This is a genomic window from Streptomyces sp. NPDC002671, from assembly GCF_053592475.1.
Genome location: NZ_JBSFVU010000033.1, coordinates 43073 through 59605, shown reverse-complemented (window position 1 = coordinate 59605; position 16533 = coordinate 43073). Strand labels below are relative to the sequence as shown.

At 72.4% G+C, this 16533-nt stretch carries 14 protein-coding genes and 1 pseudogene; 3 read left to right on the top strand and 12 right to left on the bottom strand.

The genetic code is table 11. The features are described from left to right. Window positions 1-76: 76 nt before the first annotated feature. Window positions 77-2848 carry an AAA family ATPase gene (locus ACWD35_RS36120; RefSeq protein WP_451355592.1) on the top strand — a complete coding sequence of 924 codons (2772 nt, stop codon included), beginning with the start codon at window positions 77-79 and terminating at the stop codon, window positions 2846-2848. Window positions 2849-2924: 76 nt separating this feature from the next. Here the strand turns inward: ACWD35_RS36120 and ACWD35_RS36115 are convergent, their stop codons facing one another. Continuing rightward, complete coding sequence (locus ACWD35_RS36115) at window positions 2925-3878, bottom strand: alpha/beta hydrolase (RefSeq protein ID WP_451355591.1); 954 nt, start codon at window positions 3876-3878, stop codon at window positions 2925-2927. Window positions 3879-4108: 230 nt separating this feature from the next. On the opposite strand from ACWD35_RS36115, the gene ACWD35_RS36110 reads away from it, so the two are divergent. Next, entirely contained in the window at window positions 4109-4411 is a 303-nt protein-coding gene (locus ACWD35_RS36110) for a phosphopantetheine-binding protein (protein ID WP_451355590.1), read from the top strand. Then, window positions 4401-6656 carry an amino acid adenylation domain-containing protein gene (locus tag ACWD35_RS36105; RefSeq protein WP_451355589.1) on the top strand — a complete coding sequence of 752 codons (2256 nt, stop codon included), beginning with the start codon at window positions 4401-4403 and terminating at the stop codon, window positions 6654-6656. The genes ACWD35_RS36110 and ACWD35_RS36105 overlap by 11 nt, the downstream gene beginning before the upstream one ends. A 115-nt stretch (window positions 6657-6771) precedes the next feature. Here the strand turns inward: ACWD35_RS36105 and ACWD35_RS36100 are convergent, their stop codons facing one another. The 11 genes and pseudogenes from ACWD35_RS36100 to ACWD35_RS36050 all read right to left on the bottom strand — a co-directional run bounded on the left by ACWD35_RS36100 (window position 6772) and on the right by ACWD35_RS36050 (window position 16462). Continuing rightward, complete coding sequence (locus ACWD35_RS36100) at window positions 6772-7890, bottom strand: thioester reductase domain-containing protein (RefSeq protein ID WP_451355588.1); 1119 nt, start codon at window positions 7888-7890, stop codon at window positions 6772-6774. Between the two features lie 137 nt (window positions 7891-8027). Beyond that, window positions 8028-8921 carry a beta-ketoacyl reductase gene (locus ACWD35_RS36095; protein ID WP_451355587.1) on the bottom strand — a complete coding sequence of 298 codons (894 nt, stop codon included), beginning with the start codon at window positions 8919-8921 and terminating at the stop codon, window positions 8028-8030. Between the two features lie 50 nt (window positions 8922-8971). Next, window positions 8972-10900 (bottom strand): annotated as a pseudogene (locus ACWD35_RS36090) (type I polyketide synthase); the annotation flags it as partial. Window positions 10901-10937: 37 nt separating this feature from the next. Then, window positions 10938-11462, bottom strand: a complete 525-nt coding sequence (locus ACWD35_RS36085; protein ID WP_451355586.1) for a 4'-phosphopantetheinyl transferase superfamily protein — start codon at window positions 11460-11462, stop codon at window positions 10938-10940. A gap of 68 nt (window positions 11463-11530) precedes the next feature. Beyond that, a complete protein-coding gene (locus ACWD35_RS36080; protein ID WP_451355585.1) occupies window positions 11531-11785 on the bottom strand; it encodes a hypothetical protein in 255 nt (84 codons plus the stop codon). Continuing rightward, the gene (locus ACWD35_RS36075) at window positions 11778-12644 is read right to left on the bottom strand and encodes an alpha/beta fold hydrolase (protein ID WP_451355584.1); all 867 of its coding nucleotides are present in this window, start codon (window positions 12642-12644) and stop codon (window positions 11778-11780) included. The genes ACWD35_RS36080 and ACWD35_RS36075 overlap by 8 nt, the downstream gene beginning before the upstream one ends. A 5-nt stretch (window positions 12645-12649) precedes the next feature. Then, window positions 12650-13633 (bottom strand): NAD(P)H-dependent flavin oxidoreductase, encoded by a 984-nt coding sequence (locus ACWD35_RS36070; RefSeq protein WP_451355583.1) that lies wholly within the window; start codon window positions 13631-13633, stop codon window positions 12650-12652. Then, window positions 13633-14454: a hypothetical protein gene (locus ACWD35_RS36065; protein ID WP_451355582.1), complete on the bottom strand. Its 822-nt coding sequence runs from the start codon at window positions 14452-14454 to the stop codon at window positions 13633-13635. The genes ACWD35_RS36070 and ACWD35_RS36065 overlap by 1 nt, the downstream gene beginning before the upstream one ends. Further along, complete coding sequence (locus ACWD35_RS36060) at window positions 14454-14699, bottom strand: acyl carrier protein (RefSeq protein WP_451355581.1); 246 nt, start codon at window positions 14697-14699, stop codon at window positions 14454-14456. Before ACWD35_RS36060 ends, ACWD35_RS36065 begins: the two co-directional genes overlap by 1 nt. After that, on the bottom strand, window positions 14696-15577 hold the full coding sequence (locus ACWD35_RS36055) for a diiron oxygenase (RefSeq protein WP_451355580.1): 882 nt from the start codon (window positions 15575-15577) through the stop codon (window positions 14696-14698). Before ACWD35_RS36055 ends, ACWD35_RS36060 begins: the two co-directional genes overlap by 4 nt. 15 nt (window positions 15578-15592) lie before the next feature. After that, window positions 15593-16462, bottom strand: a complete 870-nt coding sequence (locus tag ACWD35_RS36050; RefSeq protein WP_451355579.1) for a hypothetical protein — start codon at window positions 16460-16462, stop codon at window positions 15593-15595. Between the last annotated feature and the right edge of the window lie 71 nt (window positions 16463-16533).

Genomic DNA, 16533 nt, shown 5'->3' with positions numbered 1-16533 from the left:
TCACAGGCACGATCAAGCGCATTCGTCGTCGGGTACCGGTTCACCCCCTTCCCTGTTTGCGAGATGGTGAGAAGTGATGGACAAACTGCTCGAACGGGACCAGGAAGAAAAGACGCTGTCCCGGATCTACACGGAGTGCTGCCGAGGCAGAGCCCGGATCGTCGCCCTCAGCGGCCCGCTGGCGAGCGGGAAGACCGCCCTGCTGGCCGCCTTCGCCCGCCACGCCGCCGACGCGGGCGCGACGGTCATCGAGGCGACCGCCTCGGAGTTCGAACGCCACCAGCCGCTCGGAGTCATCGATCAACTCCTGCTGCCCCGGCACCTCTTACCCCGCGACGCGGCACTCGAGGTCCAGGCGTCGGCGCAGCGCGCCGGCGGGGCGGGAGCGCACAGCGAGATCTCCCCTTCCGTCCTGGGCGTGCTGCACGGCGCGTTCCAGCACCTGACCAGCGGCCCGCCGCTGGTCGTCTGCATCGACGACGCGCACTTCACGGACGTCGAGTCGCTGCTGTACCTGCTCGCGGTCATCCGGCGGATGGGCACCGCCCCCATGATGATCGTCCTCTCCTACTGTCCGGACACGGGCCTGGACGACGTCCAGCGCCTCCTCCAGGCCGACATCCTCAGAATGCCGAACTGCACTCGGCTGGACGTCGAACCGCTGTCGAAGGCAGGCGTCGCGACGATGCTGGAGGACTGGCTCGACCCCGAGACGGCCGACCGGATCGCATCGGAGTGCCGGCTGCTCAGCGGCGGTAGACCCCTGCTGGTGCGCGCCCTGGGGGAGGACTGCGCCGCCGCGGGGGCGGCGCAGTCGAACACCCCTCGTCGGCCCGTCGTCGGCCCGGCCTTCGGCCGCGCCGTCCTGAGCTGCCTCTACCGGGCCGAGCCGGTCGTGCTCGAGATCGCCCAGGCCATCGCCACACTGGGGGACTTCCGGTCGACCGCCGTGGTGGCGCGCCTGTGCGGAACGGACCCGGAGTCCGTCGGGCGGGCCGCCGCGGCCCCGGGCATCGGCGCCCTGCTGGACCACGACCTGCTCGGCCAGCCGAGCGTGCGCGAGGCCGTGCTCCGCAGCATCCCGGAGAAGACGCGCCACACCCTGCCGGCACGCGCCGCCCGCCTGCTGCACCACGAGGGCGCCCCGGCGCTGGTGACGGCCGAACACCTGATGCGCGTCGACGAGGCGATCCCCTGGGCGAGGCAGGTCCTGTGCGAGGCCGCCGATCAGAGCCTCGCGAACGGGGACCACGAGAAGGCCATCGGATACCTCGAGCGGGCCCACCGCGAGAGCGCGGGCCGGCGCGAGCGGCTCGACACCGCCGCCAAGCTCGTCGACGTCGTGTGGCGCTACAACCCCGCGGCGACCAGGAGCTATCTGCCCGATCTGGTGGCGGCCGCCGAACGCGGCGACCTCTCGGTGCGGCAGTCCGTCCCGATCGTCCGCAGCCTGCTGTGGAACGGGCAGGTAGAGCTGGCCACCCGCGTGATGGCGCGCCTGGGCGACGACTCCCCCGGGGCCGCCCGAGAGGACTCCCAGCAGCTCACCGAGCAGCTGCGCCTGTGGCTCCCGCTCACGTTCCCGGGCATCGCACCCACCCCCGGGTTCCTGGACGCGTCCCCGATGGACGCCGGACTCGATCCCGAGCACCGGGCCGCGGCCGCGCTCGGCGCGGTCCTGCGCGGCGCCGGCGAGGAGACGGCCGTTCCCGCCGCAGAACTCGTCCTCCGGGAGGCCCTGGCCGGAGCGGCCAGCCCGGCGTCGTCGCTGGCCTCGCTGCTGGTCCTGGTCTACTCCGACCACCTCGACAAGGCCTCGCTGTGGTGCAACGCTTTGCTCGCCTCCATCGGGGAGGCCTACGGGCTGGTCTGGAAGGCCCTGCTGACCACGGCGCGCGCCGAGATCCAGTACCGGCTCGGGGACTTGGCGAACGCCAAGCGCCACGCGCAGACCGCCCTCGCGCTGATGCCGCGGGAGAGCTGGGGAACGGCCGTCGTCATCCCGCTCTCGGTCCTCATCCTCACCACCACGGCGATGGGGGACCTGACGGAGGCCGAGACCTACCTCGACCTTCCCGTTCCCAGCGCCGCGTTCGGGACCCTGGGCGGGGTGGTCTACCTCACCGCCCGGGGCCAGCTGCACCTCGCGCGCGGTCGCCATGGCTCGGCTCTCCAGGACTTCCTGGCCGCCGGGCACCTGATGAGGCTCTGGGGCGCCGACTGCCCCTCGGTGGTGGCCTGGCGCGTTGACGCCGCCCGGGCGTACCTCCACCAGGGCCGCGCGGCGCGGGCGAAGGAGCTGCTGACCGAGCAGCTGTCGCTGGTCGCTTCGAGTCATCCGCGCACCCGCGGACTGGCCTACCGCGCGCTGGCGGCCACCCTGCGCGCGGACGAGCGCCCGCCCGTGCTGCTGAAGGCGGCGAGCGCCCTCGACCGCTGCGGCGACTCGCTGAACCTGGCGTACGCGCTCACCGACCTGGGCCACGCCTACGAGTCGCTGGAGGACACCGGCCAGGCCCGCTACCACAGCCAGATGGCCACGACGCTGGCCGGCCGGTGCGTCGCGGCGCCGCTGCCGGCACCACCGGCGGTGGAGGTCGAGAAGGCACTGCCGACGAAGGCTCCCTGCGGCGCCGACGAGCCGGTCCGCCAGCTCAGTTCGGCGGAGTGGCGGGTGGCCGAACTCGCCGCCGGCGGCTCCACGAACGAGCAGATCGCCCGCAAGCTGTTCATCACGGTCAGCACGGTCGAGCAGCACCTCACCCGCTCCTACCGCAAGCTCGGCATCCGGCGCCGCACCCAGCTGCCGTCGCGCCTGTCCGAACTCGTCCCGTCACCGGTGCCGTGACGGCCCGGCCGTAGTCGGTGGTCGCCGCCGGTGTCCGAGAGGACGCCGGCGGCGCACTGCCGCCTCGGCCCGGGCGCTACTCGGTCCCGTCCGCGGCCCCCGGTCCGCCCTCCTGCCGCAGCACCGCGTCCAGTTCGCGTATGACCCGCTCGGTGCAGGCCGCCGCCGCCGGCACCATGTCCTGCATCAGGAAGAAGCCGTGCACCAGCCCCTCCCCCGTGACCAGGCGGGCCGGGACGCCCGCGGCGCGCATCCGCGCCACCAGTTCCGCGCCCTCCTCGTGGAGCGGGTCGTACTCGGCGGTGGCGACCACCGTCGGCGCCAGGTCGCGCAGGTCCGCGTTCAGCAGGTCCACCGCGGGATCGGTCCGCAGCCGCGCGTCGGGAACGTACTGCTCGTAGTTCCAGGCCATGTCGTCGGCGCTCAGCAAGTATCCCTTGGCGTGCTCGCTGGACGAGAGCAGGGTCAGGGTCGGGTCGACCGGCGGGTAGATCAGCAGGTGCGCGGCGAACCGGAGGTCGCGGGCCTCCAGGGCGGTGCCCAGGGCGAGGCTCGCACCCGCGCTGTCGCCCGCGATCACATGGCTCCGGCCGGGGAAGGTCCGGGCCGTCCAGCGGGCCGCGGCGATCGCGTCCCGCAGCGGGGTGGGATAGGGGAACTCCGGCGCCAGCCGGTACTCGACCGCGACCACCACCGCGCCCAACGAGGCCGCCAGGCCCCGGCAGGCCCGGTCGTGGCTGTCCAGGTCACCCAGCACCCACCCGCCGCCGTGCAGGTAGGTGACCACCCGCCGCTCGGCCGACTCCGCCGGCTGCGGGGTGTAGACCCTGACCCGCAGCGCCGCCCCGTCCGCGGCCTCGATCGTCCGGTCGGTCGAGGCCACCGCCGGGTCCGCGTCGGAGCGCGGGCGGACTGCGTTCCCCCGGTACCGTTCGCGGGCCTGGTCGACGGTCAGTTCACGGTCCGGAACGGGGGGTCCGTCGACGCTCTGCCAGGCGATCAGGTGCCGGAGCAGTCGGTCCAGAGGCATCGCAACTCTCCTACGTGCTCAGTCGTACTCGGTCGTGCCTGATCGGACGTGCTCGGACGTCCAACCAGAACGCACGCACTCCGAATCTATTTCGCAACCGCGGCGGTCTAAGCCGCCCGGTGCCGGAGAGGTGTGGAACTCACGGCAATTGGTGCGTTTCTCATATCGCCCGGCCGGCGCGGCCGCCGATATCGTTGCCACTCGGTGAAAAATCGAACAAGGTGTTGGTGATGGAGAACTTGACCCGTTCGCAAACCGCTGACCTCGAAGCCAGCGATCCGTCCGACTTCCTCGTCCTGGTCCGTTCGACGTGGCAGGACCTCCTGGATTTCGAACCGGACGACGACCTCGGATTCTTCGACTGCGGGGGCGACTCGCACCGGCTGTTCATCCTCATCGAGCGCCTCGCGAAGGCCAGCGGGTTGAAGCTCAAGACGGTGGACGTCATCAACGCCGACACCATCGTCGGCCAGGCGGAGCTGCTCGCCCGGCTGAGGCGCGCCCAGCTCGAGGAGTCTCCCGATGGCTCCTGAGGCGGGCGCACCCGCGTGGGCGGAGCGGCTGGCCGGGGTGCCCACGATCCTGGAGATCCCGTCGGACCGGCCGCGGACCCACCGTCAGGACACCGCCACCGAGCGGCTTCCCGTCGTCCTCCCGGTCGGCACGGCGGACGCCGTCCTGGCGCGGTCCCGGGCCCTGGAGGTGAGTCCGTCCGCCCTCCTGCTCGCCGCGTTCGGCCTGACCCTGGCTCGGCGGACCGGCGTCGACCGGCTGCTGGTGGGCGTCGACTCGCCCGCCGGCGACCTCGTTCCGGTCCGCATCGACATCGACGACGACCGCACACCGGGCGCGTTCGTCGAGACCGTCCGCGACTCGCTCGCCTGGAGCCTGGACGCCGATGGCGTCCCGTTCCCGCGGCTCGTGGAGCTGTTGGGCATCGACCGGTCCGGCCCGGGCCATCCGCTGGTCCAGGTGGGCTTCGGCACGCGCGACGACGGCCCGCGCCTCGACCTCAGCGTCCGGTTCGGCCCGGACGAGGCGATCCGCGCCGGCCACGCCGAGTACGCGACGGGCCTGTGGAGCCGGGAGGAGGCGGAGAGCTTCGTCCTCGACTACGTGACGGCGGTGGAGCAACTCGCCGAGGCGGCCGGCGGCGACGCCCCCCTGGCGGACGTCCGGTGCATCTCCCCCACCGGCCTGCGGACCCTCGCCCGGATCAACGAGACCGGCCGCGACTTCCCGTCCGCCTCGCTGGACGAGCTGTTCCGCGCCGTGGCGGACCGCCACCCCGACCAGGTGGCCATCCGGGACCCGGAATCGGCCCTGACCTACGCCCAACTCGCCCGCGCGGCAGCCGAACAGGCACGGCGGCTGCGTGCCGTCGGCGTCCAGGAGGGCGACGCCGTGCTGATCGCGGTCCCGCGGTCGGTGGCCGAGACGGTCGCCGTGCTGGGCACGCTCTGGGCCGGCGGCGTGTACGTCGGCGTCGATCCCGCCCAACCCGAGGCGCACACCGCGAGGATCGTCGCCAAGGCGGCGCCGACCGCGGTCATCGCCGCCGATGAGGACGCCGACGCGCTGTCCGGACACGGCCTCCCCGCGGTCGGCCCCTGGCGGCCGGACTGGGAGCTCGACGCGCGGCCCGTGCCTCCCGCCCCGGCCGATCCCGACCGGGTGGCCTACATCTGCTTCACCTCGGGCTCCACCGGCGAGCCGAAGGGCGTGGCGATCCCGCACCGCGGCGTCATCCGGCTGGTCCACGACAACGACCGCCTGCTGCTCGGGCCGGGCGAACGCGTGCTGCGCCTCTCCTCGCTGGCCTTCGACGCCTCGACCTTCGAACTCTGGGGCCCGCTGCTGGCCGGGGCGACCCTGGAGGTGTGCCCGCCGGGGCTGCTCTCGCCGGGCGAGCTCGGCGAGTTCATCGTGGAGCACGAGCTCACCGTGGCCTTCCTGACGGCCGGACTCTTCCGGCTCGTCCAGGAGTTCGCGCCGGCCTCGTTCGCCTCGCTGCGCCACCTCCTCAGCGGCGGGGACGTGGTGCCCCACGAGCACGTCGCGCGCGCGCTCGCGGACCACCCCGGCCTGACCGTCACCAACGCCTACGGTCCGAGCGAGAACAGCTCCTTCACGACGTACTACTCGGTCCGGGACCCGGAGCAGGTCGACGGCCCGCTGCCGGTCGGCGAGCCCGTCCCCAACACCAGCGTCTACGTCCTGGACCGGCGGGCGAGGCTGCTGCCGCCGGGGGCCGTCGGCGAGCTGTACACGGGCGGCGACGGCCTCGCCACGGGCTACGTCAACGACAAGGAGGAGACCGACCGCTGCTTCGGCCTCTTCTCCCCCGACGTCCCGGAGCGGGTCTACCGCACCGGCGACCTGGTCCGGATCGACCAGGCCGGCCGCATCCACTTCCTCGGCCGGGCCGACCACCAGGTGAAGGTCCGCGGCTACCGCATCGAGCTCACCACGATCAGCGACGTGCTGGGCGGCTACCCGGAGGTCGAGGACACCGTCGTCACCGTCACCGACGCCGCCGCCGGGGCCGACAAGCGGCTGGTCGCCGCCGTCCGGCTGACGCCGGGGACGGCCGTCACGCCGGTGGAGCTGAGGGCCCGTCTGGCCGAGCGGCTCCCCTCGTTCATGGTGCCGGCGCTCTGGGCGGTGGTCGACCGGATGCCCGTCACCGCGAACGGCAAGACCGACCGGCGGGCGCTCACCGCCGCCGCACGTCCCGCCAACGCGTTCCGGCGGCGCAAGCCCCAGCCGGACGCGTGACCGCGACCCGGACGCGGCGGCCCCGACCACTGTGGTCGGGGCCGCCGCGTTCGGTGCCGGCAGCAACGCCGAGAGGGCCTTTCCGGCAGGAAAGGCCCTCTCGGTGCTGCCGGGCTCAGACCGTCTCGGCCTGCGGTAGCAGGGTGAACCGGCTGAGCCCGTTGGCGACCAGCCGGTCGAAGAAGGACTCGTCGAGCGCGACCGGCTCCGGGAACGACCGGCGCAGGGTGTCGTAGGTGTGGTCGCTGCGGAACGGCGCCAGCGGGTAGGCCGGCTCCAGGCCCAGCATCCGGCGGCCGATCTGACCCAGGTGGATCAGCGGAGCGACCTCCGGGTCCTCCTGACGCTGCATCGCCAGCTCCCACCAGCGCTCCGGCGACGCCTCCTTCAGCTGGTACCCCGCCCGGCGCAGCGCGTCGAAGCTGTACATCAGCGAGACCGGCCGGGGCCTGACCATGTGGTAAGCCTCGCCGCCCTGCGTGCCGACGGAGAGCCGGGTGATGTTGCGCGCGACGAGGTCGACCGCCTCCCCGGGCACCGCCTCGGCGCGGTCCGGGGCGTACCCGATCGCGACGCAGGCGCGCAGCACCGGCATCAGCAGGTCGGAGGTGGAGGTGTCACCGGTCACCGAGTGCCCGGTGACCAGCCCGGGGCGGTAGATGGTGCTGACCACGCCGCTGTCGGCCGCACGGCGCACCAGGCGCTCGGCGGTGACCTTGGAGCGCGGGTAGCCGAGCCCGCCCGCGGTGTCCATGGACGGCTGGGTGAACTCGTCCACCACGGCGATCCCGGCCCGGATCGCGTCGAGGAAGACCGCGAGGGTCGAGACGTAGTGGAAGCGGACCGAGATGTGCCGGCGTTCGCCGATGGCCGCGGCCAGCTCCAGCAGCTCCTTGGTGCCGCCGACGTTGGCGGGCGCGAGCTGCTGGTACGGCGCGGTGAGGTGGACCGAAGCGGCGCAGTGCATGATCCCGGTGACCTTGTCGGTCAGGTCGTTCCAGACCTGGGGCGACAGGCCGAGCCGGGGGGCCTCGAGGTTGGCCGGCACGGCGATGAGCCGGGCCGGGTCGTCGGTGCCGACCTCGGCCATCCGGTCCCGCAGCCGCCGGTCGGCGACCGCCGGGTCCTTGGCCCGGACCAGGCAGTAGATGGCGGGATGTGACTGTTCGAGCAGGGCTGCGGCCAGATGGCCGCCGAGTGATCCGGTCGCGCCGGACAGGACGATCGCTGTCATGCCTTCCCCTGGAGAGTTGCGCCAGTAGGAGGGTGGAGCGGGTCGGGGCGGAGCGGTCGACTGGCGCGACCGGCGCCGCCCCGGTTGTGGGGGAGCCCCCGGCCGGCGGCCGGGGGCTCCCCTGTCGGCACGACCGCTCAGCCGGCGGTCGGTGCGCTGCCGATGAGGTCCGCCAGGTGCTGGGCCAGCGCCTGGGCCGAGTTGTTCTCGGCCACCGCCTTCGGGGCGATGCGGATGCCGAGGTTGGTCTCGATCCGGGTGCGCAGCTCCAGGTTGCCGAGCGAGTCCAGGCCGTAGTCGTTGAACGGACGGCTGGGGTCGACCGCGCCGCGGACGATCGCGGCGGCCTCGCCCGCGACGAAGCGGCGCAGCCAGCCGAGCCGCTCCTCGGCCGCGAGCGCCTCGAACTCGAGCCGCAGCTCCGAGGACGGGGCCTGGTCGCCGCGGTTGTCCTGGAACGCCTCCGCGAACGGGCTGCGCTTGGCGAGCGCGGTCAGCCACGGCGCCCGGGCGAGCGGCAGGTACCCGGTGTAGGCCCGGGTGTGGCGCAGCAGGGCGTCGAAGGCGTGCACCCCCTCGGCAGGAGCGATCATGGTGGTGTCCCCGGCCTCCGCCAGGACGGCACCCTTGCCGAACTCGCCCCAGGCGCCCCACGCGATCGTGGTCGCCGACAGCCCCTTGGCCCGCCGCCAGGCCGCGAAGCCGTCGAGCCGGCTGTTGGCGGCGGCGTAGGCACCCTGGCCGGGCGAACCCAGCAGCGCGGCGGCCGTGGCGCCGTAGGTCTTGGGCGCCCAGTCCCGGTCGATCAGCTCGCGGGTGATGCTCGGCACGGTCGCGTCCTCGACCAGGGCCGCGGCGTGCAGCACGCCGCGCACCGCCAGCCCGGTGGCCCGGGCCGCGGCGACCAGCCGTTCGGCGGTCTCCGGGGTCGCGATGTCCCCGCGCTCGACGTGCACCTCGGTGCCCGCGTCGCGCATCGCCTGGATCTCGCGCAGCGCCGCGTCGCTGGGCGCGGACCGCCCGTTGAGCACGATCCGGCCGGCGCCGGCCGCGGCAAGGTGGCGGGCCAGGCGCACAGCTTGGAGCGGGGGCAGATCACCTTGACGCCGTCCTCCAGCGAGAGCCCTCCGGCGACCACGGCCGCCGCGACCTCGCCGAGCGAGTGTCCGATGACCGCGCCGGGGCAGACGCCCGCCGCCTGCCAGGCCGCGGCGAGGGCGACCTGCATGGCGAACAGCGTCGGCTGCACCCGGTCGATGCCGGTCACCGTCTCCGGCGCGGTCATCGCCTCGGTCACCGAGAAGCCGGACTCGCGCTGGATGAGCGGCTCCACCTGGGCGATCATCGCGGCGAACTGCGGCTCGGTTTCGAGCAGTTGGGTGCCCATGCCGGCCCACTGGGAGCCCTGGCCGGAGAACAGCCAGACGGGGCCGCGCGAGTCGTCGCCGACCACCTCCGCCGGGGGCCGCTCGGCGACCTGGTCGCCGATGCCGCGCAGTCCGGCGATCAGTTCGGCGCGGTCGGCGGCGATCACGGCGGTCCGCACGCCGCGGTGCTCGCGGCCCCGGGCCAGGGTGTGGCCGAGGTCGGGCAGGGCGACCTCGTCATGGGCGGCGAGCCAGTCCGCGATGCGGGTCGCGGTCGGCGCCAGCTCCTGCGCGGAGGTGGCCGAGAGCGGGAACAGCCGCCGCACCGGGGCGTCCTGCGGGCTCGGCTGCGCCGGGGTGTCGGCGACGGACGGCGCCTGCTCCAGGATCATGTGGGCGTTGGTGCCGGACATGCCGAACGAGGAGACCGCCGCACGGCGGGGCCCCTGCTCGACCGGCCAGGGCCCCATCTCGGCCGGCACGAACAGCTGGGTGGGCACCGAGCTGATCTCGTCGGCCAGCTCCGTCAGGTGCAGCACGCCCGGCACCACGCCGTGCTGGAGCGCCAGGACCGTGGTGATCAGGCCCGCCGCGCCCGCCGCGGACTCGGTGTGGCCGATGTTGGCCTTGACCGAGGTCACGGCGCAGGCGCTGTCGCCGCGGCCGTACACCTCGGCCAGGGCGCGGAACTCGATGGGGTCGCCGACCGGCGTGCCGGTGCCGTGGGCCTGGATCATGCCGACGGTCTCCGCCGCGACGCCCGCGTCGGCCAGGGCGGCCCGGTGGACGGCCACCTGGGCCGACTCCGAGGGCATGGTGACCGTCTCGGTGCGGCCGTCCTGGTTGGAGGCGACGCCCTTGATGATCGCGAGGATGCGGTCGCCGTCGGCGATCGCGTCGCTGGCGCGCTTGAGCAGCACCATGCCGCAGCCCTCGGACCGGACGAAGCCGTCCGCGCCCTGGTCGAACGGCCGGCACCGGCCGGTGGGCGAGAGCATGCCCAGACCGGACGCGGAGACCGCGATCTCCGGGACCAGCATCAGCATGCAGCCGCCGGCCAGCGCCATGTCGCTCTCACCGTTGCGGATGCTCTGGACCGCCAGGTTCACCGACATCAGGCCCGAGGAGCAGGCCGTGTCGACGCTCAGGGCCGGACCGGCGAGGTCCAGCGCGAAGGCGATCCGGCCCGAACCCATGCTCGGGGCCGGCCCGGTGAACCCGTAGGGGTGGACCTGCGCCTGCTGCTGGGCGCCGTGGCTGGCGAGCGCGTAGTCGATGTGCGCCATGCCGACGAAGACGCCGGTGCGGGTGCCCGCCAGCGCGGACGGCTGGATGCCGGCGTGCTCGACCGCCTCCCAGGCGGTCTCCAGCAGCAGCCGATGCTGCGGGTCGGTCGCCAGTGCCTCACGCTCGCTGAGCTTGAAGAACTTGGCGTCGAAGCCCGCGACGTCGGTGAGGAAGCCTCCCCATTTCGACACCGAGCGGCCGGGCACGCCCTTCTCGGGATCGTAGTAGTCCTCGGCGTTCCAGCGGTCCGCCGGGATCTAGGTGATCGCGTCACCGCCGCGCTCGATCAGATCCCACAACGCCTCTGGGGAATCGACTCCACCCGGAAATCGGCACCCGATGCCGATGACCGCTATGTCCCTCGGATCCGAGACGACGACTCCTCCTCAGAACTCATCTGGTCTGCGCAAAGGGTGGGTACAGAACCGCCACGGCAATGGAGAGTTCCGGCTCGGAGCGGACCCAGACCGGCACCCGCGCACCGCGGAAGGACGCCTCCAGGGCGTCGCCGCGACGGCTGAGCTCGACGCGCCAGAACAGCAGGTCGTCTTTGGTTTCCGGGCCATAGAGCGCCTTGAATGCCGCCTCCTTGGCGGCGAACAGCTCGCGGGAGGTGAATCCCGCCGACGGCACGAGCAGGGCGTGCCGCTCCGCTTCGCGCAGCACGAACCGGGTGACGCGGGGACCGACCACCGCGTCCTCGATGTCGACGCCGACCGCCGCGGCGGTGGGGGTGACCACCGCGACGGCCAGCCGCTCCGTGTGGGATATCGAGCCGGCGAATCCCGGGGGGAAACGCGGCCTTCCGTCAGGTTCCCGCAGCACCACCACATCGGCGGCACCGGCCGCGACCAGCGCGGCCGAAGCCGCGCGGCGGCCGGCCGCGGTCTCCTGGGCCGGGCCGTAGGGCGGCCGCACCGGACACCATTCCGCCCGGACGTCCGGGGGCACTCCCGCAGGCAGCCGCGACGCGGCCACCGTGCGCCTCAGGCGCGCAGCGCCAGCACGTGGCCGGCGAGCGAGTCGATGGACCGCAGGACCTCCGGTCGCACGTCGTCGTCCCACTCGAAGCCGAAGTCGTCCTCCATCGCCACCAGCAGGCTGACCAGGGCGTTGGACGAGACCCCCGCCTGGCGCAGTGACGCGGAGTCGGGGACGGCCGCGAGGAACTCCGCGTCGGTGAACAGTCCGAGCAGCAGCTCCCTGATCCGCGACCGTACCTCGGCTGCCTGGTCAGGCATGCGTCTCCACTCCCTGGATGAACGCGTGGACCAGGTCCTGGTACGTCTCGGCGTCGTCCACGTAGGGCACGTGGCCGGCGGTGGGCATGACCTCGGCGCGGCCGTTCGGGAACTGCTCGGCCAGCTGGTGGGCACCGGTCGGGCCGATCAGGAAGTCGTCGTCACCGACGACGACCAGCGCGGGCGCCTCGATGGCGGCCAGCATCGACGGCTTGTGCTCGTCCTGCATGGCCCGCTTCAGGCCGCTGACCAGGTCCGGGATGGTGGACAGCGCCGAGAAGGCCTCCCGGAAGGCGAGGTAGCCCGGGGCGCCGAGGAACTCGTTCATCTCGGCGCTGAACACCTCTGGGTAGAGGTGCTCGTAGAGCCCGGCGATGCCGTGGCTCTCCAGGGTGCGCAGCCACGCCTTCTGGATCTGCCGCTGCCGCCGCATGCCCTTCGGGCCGAAGACGGGGCCGGTGAGCACGATGCCCTTGATCCGGTCCGGGTGCTTGATGGCCATCTCGCGGGCCAGCACGGTGGAGGTGGAGACGCCGATCAGGTACGTCGACTCGATCTCCAGCGCGTCGAGCAGCCCGATCAGGTCGGCCATGTGCTCGTCCCAGGTGGGCTCCTCGGCGACGTGCGAGGAGGCCCCGTGGTTGCACAGGTCGTAGCTGATGAGGCGGTAGTCCTTCTCCAGCTGCTCGGTGAAGACCCGCCACGAGGGGCTGGTCAGGAAGAAGGCGTTGAGCAGGGTGATCGGCGTGCCCTCGCCGCGGGACTCGTAGTAGATCTCGACCCCTTCGCGGGTCTGGATCCGGGGAGTGCCCTCGCGGTAGGTGAGGTCCATCCGGGACAGGTTCTCGTAACCTGGCATGGGTTCTATCCTTTCCCCGCTCCGCGGGCCCCGGGGCCCGGGAGCGTGCGGGCGAATCCGGCGACGATGTCGGCCGCCGGGAGTTCCTGCGAGACGTCACCGCAGGAGAGGCCGCAGTACATCGCCATCTCCTCGATGCGGCCGCTGGTGGTGACGGTCGGCACCGCGGCGCTGAACCGGGGCACCACGTACGGCTTCCCCTCGACCACGGTGCGGCCGATGAAGTTCTTGGGCTGGTCCGGATCGCGGGTGGCGTCCGTCGCGAGGACGCGGTGCCGCCGGCCCGGCCAGCCGATCTCGTACACGTCGGTGATGACCGTGTCGGCCTCGGCGGAACCGCAGATCGCGGTCTTGAAGAAGGGGTGCGCCATCGACTCGCGGGCGACCACGAAGGCGGTGCCGAGCAGCACGCCGTCGGCTCCCGCGGCGACCGCCGCGGCCGCCGCGGCCGGCGAGCCGATCCCGCCGGCCGCGACCAGGCAGGCGTCGGGCAGCCGGGTCCGCAGCTCGGCGACCAGGTCGTCCCGGTGCGCCGTGCCGAGCAGGTGGCCGCCCGCCTCGATGCCCTGCACCACCACGATGGCGCCGTGCCCGGCCGCGCGCTCGGCGTCCTGGACGGTCCCGACCTGGACGACGAGCCGCCGTCCCGCGGCGGTGATCCGCTCCAGCACGGCGTCGTCGGCCAGCCCGAACAGCGAGAGGTACACGTGCTGCGGCGTCTCGGCGAGCACCTGCTCGACCTGGCGGACGAGCTCCTGCGGACCGACGACCTCCTCGATCAGGTTCACCCCGACCGGGTGGTCGGTGCCCGCGACCAGGCGCTTGAGCATCGCCGACAGCGCGTCACCGGACAGTTTGTAGCCGCCGGCGCAGCCCGCCGCACCGGCCTCGGACACCGCGCAGGCCAGCTCCGGGCCCGCGACGCCGCCCATCCCCGACTGCAGCAGGCTCACCCGGATGCCGAGCTCCTCGGCCAAGGTGGCGCGCATCAGCTCAGGCTCTCCACGGCGGCCAGCGCGGCGGCGGTGTCGCCGAAGCGCCGAGTCAGGACGTGCACCCAGCGCTCCAGCCCGAACGCCAGGCAGCTGGTGTGCGCCGTGTCGCCGCCGGCCTGGATGGAGCAGCGCTCACCGAAGAAGTTCCGGTGGTAGTTGACCGAGCCGATCGCCAGGCCGTCGACGACGAACTCCTCCTTGACCGGGAACAGCCGCTGCATCTTGGCCTTGCCGCTGTTCTTGTCGAAGAAGGGGTCGGTGGCGACCTCGACCCGGACCTCCAGCCCGAGTTCGGCGATGAGCGCCAGCACGGTCTCCTTGGCGCGCCGCAGATGCTCCTTGGCGCCGTCCTCCGGGCCGATGAAGACGATCTCGCGCATCGAGAAGCCGAGCAGCCGCTGCAGGCCGTCGTAGTGGTCCTCGTTGCGGAAGCAGGTGGCCACGGTGGTCCGCATCACGCCGGTGTCGGGCAGCTCCTGGCCGGCCAGGTCCACGTAGATGGCGTAGCAGGCCGCCGACGGCAGGGCGAAGGCGGTCGGCTCCATGATCGCGGGCGGCACCCGGTCCAGCGGCCGCTCCGCCTCGGTCAGCATCTTGCCCAGGCGCGCCGGGTCGAGCCGGGTGGCGGCCAGGCCCAGGTGCGGGAAGTTGTCGAAGTAGTCGAAGCGGTCGAGGTCCTGGCAGCGGATCAGGAACGGGAACCGGAACTCCGGCGCCTGCCAGCCGTCGGCGAAGCGCCGGAACACCGAGTCGAGCGCCCGCAGCAGTCGCAGCTGGCCCGCGTCGAGAACGCCCAGGCCGTTGTCGTTGGTCATCAGTCCGCCTTCCGGTTGAAGAACCGCGCTTCGATCGCGTCGAGGGTGCGGAACTCGTCCAGATCGATCTCCTCCGGGTCGATCTGCTCGCCGGTCAGCTCCTCCAGCAGGAAGATGAACTCGACGAAGGCCAGCGAGTTGATGGCCCGGCTGTCGATCAGGTCCAGGTCACCGGTGAGCCGCTCCAGCCCGGGGTTGCGGCCCAGGATGAACTCGTGGACGCCCTGCATGGCTTCGGCACTCACTCGGCGGGCTCCTTCACGCTCACGCCCGACTTCGCCAGGAACCGGCGGGTCCGCTTCAGGATCTGCTCGTGCGCCTCCTGGCGGGCGGGGTGCTCCAGGGCACGGCGGCGCAGGGCCAGCGCGTCCGGGATGCCGGCGTCGCGGTAGGCGGCGGGGTTGTAGAGGGTCGCGATGCTGTACTGGAGGTAGCTCTCCAAGTACTCGGCGATCAGGGGGACTTCGTCGGGATCGCGCCGGGTCACCTGCTCCAGCAGGTTGGTGAACATCATCCGGCCGAAGGCGACGTGCCGGCTCTCGTCCTGGTGGTGCACCCGGTTCACCTCGCGGGCGATGTGCGGGAGCGCCATGTCGGTCGCCATGTGCGCGTTGAAGTGGTCGACGATCTCCTCGAAGATCAGGACCCGCGCGAACACGATCAGTTCGCGGGCGAGCGGCGAGAGGTGCTCCACCGAGTCGGCCTGCAGCGTCGGCTGCGCCGGGTAGAGCTTGCCGCCGTAGCGCAGGCAGAACTGCGCGAAGAACCACATGTGCTCGTTTTCCTCACCGATGAAGTGGTGGAGGAACTCCGAGACATCGGCGTAGGTGCGCTCGTGGATACGCATCACGACTTCGCTCAGCAGCTCGCGTATGCCGTGGATGTTGAGACTGAAGAAGTTGATCGCCTCGGACCTGGTCAGCGCGAGCTGCTGTTCGCGCGTCAACTCGTCCCACATCTCCGTGCCGGCGAGCGTGGTCAGGCTCTCGCTCATCCACGGCTCGTCGGACGGGATGGCATCGGGCCATTCGAAAGCCGTGTAGGGGTTGTAGTAGCCGGACTCGGCCATCTGCTCCAGCCGGCCCAGGTCCAGGACGACTGGCTCGATTTCACGTACCGCCATGTGCAATCGTCTCCTTCAACGCACCGATCGGATGTCCGCGCGCACGAGGACCGGCGTCCGCGAGCCGCACTCGTGATAGCCCAGGGCGGCATTGCCCCGAGCCGTGGACGGAATGACTTTGTTGTAGATCGACCCGAGGCACAGCTCCCGGAACCCGCCGGTGTTCCCCGAAAGCCGGGCGGCCAGCTGCGACTTGGCGATGTCGATGGTCTTGACGCGGCCGTCGTCGTCCTCGAGCTCGACGCTGGCGTGCGGCAGGTCTAGGGCGCCGCCGAGCACGCCGCAGAACCAGCCGCGCTTCGCCTCGGCCCGGTAGCCCGCCTCGCGGAAGCGCTCGGCCAGCAGCAGGCTGGCGGCGATGCAGCTGGTCGCGCCCAGGTCGTGCACCAGCTGGTAGTCGGCCTGCATGGCCACCGGGATCATCTGCCAGCGGTAGCCCGCGGCCAGGTACTCGGCGGTCAGCTTCCGCAGGACCGGGGAGACCACGGGAGTGAGCGCACCCGTCGTGGTGACGGTGGCCGTGTAGGTGGCCGACCCCGTGCCGGCTGCCGGCCGGGTCACGTCGGCGACGACGCCGCCGAAGCGAGTGATGTCCGGCTCCTCCAGGCGCCAGGGGGCCTCCCCGGCGCAGTCCGGGCACTCGAGCCGGACCTGGAAGTCCCAGGTCTTGTTGCGCAGCAGGTCGTCCACGGGACGGCCGGCGAACCGGAAGAGCATCCGGAACGCCAGCTCCGGCTGCGTCTTCGAGGTGCCGGAGTACATGCCGAGGTTGTAGAGGTCGTTCGGGTCGAAGCAGCGGACGCCGTCCCGTTCCTCGAACGGGAGGCCCGCGGCGACGAGCCGGTCGATCTCCGCCGGCCCGCAGCGCAGCATCTCCTGCGCCACCGATTCCGGCTGGCTCCGGTCCGAGTATTCAGCGGGAATGAATTCGATGGAATCCGCAACCCTTTCCCAGG

Bases quoted from the DNA above. Each gene is read 5' to 3' on its own strand.
- ACWD35_RS36120 (WP_451355592.1), top strand. From the start codon at position 77: ATGGACAAACTGCTCGAACGGGACCAGGAAGAAAAGACGCTGTCCCGG.
- ACWD35_RS36115 (WP_451355591.1), bottom strand. From the start codon at position 3,878: ATGCCTCTGGACCGACTGCTCCGGCACCTGATCGCCTGGCAGAGCGTC.
- ACWD35_RS36110 (WP_451355590.1), top strand. From the start codon at position 4,109: ATGGAGAACTTGACCCGTTCGCAAACCGCTGACCTCGAAGCCAGCGAT.
- ACWD35_RS36105 (WP_451355589.1), top strand. From the start codon at position 4,401: ATGGCTCCTGAGGCGGGCGCACCCGCGTGGGCGGAGCGGCTGGCCGGG.
- ACWD35_RS36100 (WP_451355588.1), bottom strand. From the start codon at position 7,890: ATGACAGCGATCGTCCTGTCCGGCGCGACCGGATCACTCGGCGGCCAT.
- ACWD35_RS36080 (WP_451355585.1), bottom strand. From the start codon at position 11,785: ATGCCTGACCAGGCAGCCGAGGTACGGTCGCGGATCAGGGAGCTGCTG.
- ACWD35_RS36075 (WP_451355584.1), bottom strand. From the start codon at position 12,644: ATGCCAGGTTACGAGAACCTGTCCCGGATGGACCTCACCTACCGCGAG.
- ACWD35_RS36070 (WP_451355583.1), bottom strand. From the start codon at position 13,633: ATGCGCGCCACCTTGGCCGAGGAGCTCGGCATCCGGGTGAGCCTGCTG.
- ACWD35_RS36065 (WP_451355582.1), bottom strand. From the start codon at position 14,454: ATGACCAACGACAACGGCCTGGGCGTTCTCGACGCGGGCCAGCTGCGA.
- ACWD35_RS36055 (WP_451355580.1), bottom strand. From the start codon at position 15,577: ATGGCGGTACGTGAAATCGAGCCAGTCGTCCTGGACCTGGGCCGGCTG.